1 protein-coding gene and 2 pseudogenes are annotated in these 2,660 nt (G+C 36.6%); all 3 read right to left on the bottom strand.

The features are described from left to right. Positions 1-94 precede the first annotated feature (94 nt). Positions 95-334, bottom strand: a pseudogene (locus AC1DTM_RS22145) (response regulator); the annotation flags it as partial. Positions 335-620: 286 nt separating this feature from the next. Beyond that, a complete protein-coding gene (spoIVB, locus tag AC1DTM_RS22140) occupies positions 621-1,913 on the bottom strand; it encodes a SpoIVB peptidase (RefSeq protein ID WP_033711018.1) in 1,293 nt (430 codons plus the stop codon). 118 nt (positions 1,914-2,031) lie between these two features. After that, a pseudogene (locus tag AC1DTM_RS22135) lies at positions 2,032-2,660 on the bottom strand (DNA repair protein RecN); the annotation flags it as partial.

The following is a 2,660-nucleotide window of genomic DNA, read 5'->3' as shown; positions in this document are numbered from 1 at the left end:
GCATACGAGATAACTTCGTGTCTCGTGGGCTCGGAGATGTGTATAAGWGACAGGTCTAGCTGTGCTAGAGAAAATGCGACATATTGAAAGGTTAAGGTTGTCTTAACCTTTCAATATGTCGCATTTTCTCTAGCACAGCTAGACCATCTAAATGTGGCATAATAATGTCTAAAACGAGTATATCAGGCTGCTTTTCTTTCAATAAGTTTAAACATTCTTGACCATTGTAAGCAATTCCAATAACTTCCATATCATCCTGAGCAGCAACATAGCTCTCTAGCATCGATACCAATTCTTTATTATCATCCACAAGACATACTTTAATTTTCTCCACAGTTTTTCCTCCCTTACCGAATCGATTCTTCCGACATGTGTAAGCTTCTAGGCTACATGAATTGTTCGACAATTGTGTGAAAATTCCCTTTAAAGTTTCTTACTTTCCGATAAAATCACAAAAAAATATGTTTATCGTTCATTTTTTTCCTTTCGCAACACATTCCATCATAGAATTACAGCGAAACGTTCAACCCTTTGCTTATATTTTACAACAAAAAACAGCTCTTGCGGAGCTTTTACAAAATTTCAACGAATTTTTCAAAAGAAAAGCGAGCTAATATGTATTAGCTCGCTTTTTTCTCTTGATCATAAATATTAATTCCAGCCTCATGTAACATCCATTCAATATGAACACCGTATCCTGACGTTGGATCATTTACAAATACATGTGTAACCGCACCAATTACTTTCCCATTTTGTACAATCGGACTTCCACTCATTCCTTGTACAATGCCACCCGTTTTTGCTAGTAAACGTTTATCTGTCACTTTTATAACCATACCTTTTGTAGCCGGGAACTTTTGTGGTACTGTACTAACAACTTCAATATCAAACGCTTCCACCTTATCTTGATCAATAACTGTTAATATTTTCGCTGGCCCTTCTTTTACTTGATTGGATAATGCGATAGGCATTGCTTTATCCATTATGCCGTTTGTCATATTTGTATTTAATTTCCCAAAAATACCATACGGGCTATTTATTGTAATATTACCAATCACTTCACGATCCGGTGAAAATCTTGCTAATTTTTCTCCCGGGTTCCCGTGACTTCCTCTTTCAATAGACGTTACTGTCGAACGCATAATTTGTCCATCTTCTACTTGAATTGGCTTTTTTGTATCATTATCGGAAATTACATGACCAAGCGCTCCGTATTTCATAGAATCTGGATGTACAAACGTCATCGTTCCGATACCAGCTGCTGAATCACGAATATACAATCCAATTCGGTAAGAAGATTCACCATTGTCTTTTTGTGGTGTTAGCTTAGCACGAATATATTTTCCATCTCTTAATAAAACAAGATTAAGCGGTTCACCTGTTTCTCCACTATTATGAATAAATGGTGCTACATCACTCATTCTTTCAATTGTTTTACCATTGATTTCGGTAATCATATCTCCAATCTGTACACCAGCTGTTTCACCAGGAGATACTTTACCCTTTTCAGTTTGAATTAAATGATGGCCTACAACAAGTACACCTTTTGTGTTCAATTTTACACCAATCGATTGTCCACCTGGAATAACTTTAAAATCTTTTAATACTTTCACATTTACTTTTTTCACTGGAAAACCAGCAAGTTGAAACACCATATCAGCTTCACCATTTTGGTGAGAATTTACCATAAGTTCTTGTTCATTTGAACTTACAGTAAATACATTACGATTTGTAGATGAAGCCTTAAAAACTGGTAATGATGCTATTTCTGATTGTTGTCCTTCAAAAACAACAAGTTGCTTCGGCGATGAAATAAACGTTCGAAGCGGTTTAAAACATCCAATAAAAACTAGAGAAACAAGGAGACAAAGACCTATTATTTTTCGAAATCTTTCTAATTTCAATTTGTTCACTCTCCTCGCTCCTACCCACATTCAGCCTCTTGGCTTCACTTTTTAATCTCTCCTTGCAGTGCTTTATTTATAACCGGAAGAATTAAGAAATCGTCATTTGAGAAAAAAAAGCTATCCATTACTGGATAGCCTCTGCTGTCTGTTTGAAATGATGCGCTTGCGTAAGTAACTCTTTCGCATGCTCTGTCGTTAAATCTGTAATTTCAACACCAGAAATCATTCGAGCAATTTCTGTTACTTTTTCATCCGTACTTAACACAGTAACCGATGTAATCGTCCGATCATTCGCCACTTGTTTTCTAATAAATAAATGCGAGTCCGCCATTGAAGCTACTTGAGGTAAGTGCGTAATACAAAGTACTTGCGAGTTTACTGATACACGATAAATTTTTTCCGCAATAGCCTGCGCAACCCGACCACTCACACCCGTATCCACTTCATCAAAAATAACAGATGCAACACCTTGATGCTTAGAAAAAATGCTTTTTAAAGCTAAAATAATACGAGATAACTCTCCGCCAGAAGCGACCTTTGAAAGTGGCTTTAACGGTTCACCCGGATTCGTTGAAATATAAAATTCCACATGATCGTAGCCATCCGCCGTAAGTTTTACCGGTGTTCCTTCCACGAGAGGTTCTTCTACATTTCCTACCCTCTTCATAATTCTCACTTCAAATTTCGTTTTTTCCATATATAGTTCTTTTAATTCTTGATGAATAGCGCTTGTAAGATGATCCGCAAGCTCAT

This window comes from Bacillus sp. P4_D3 (assembly GCF_056401855.1).
This window is presented reverse-complemented; position numbering and strand designations above follow the sequence as displayed.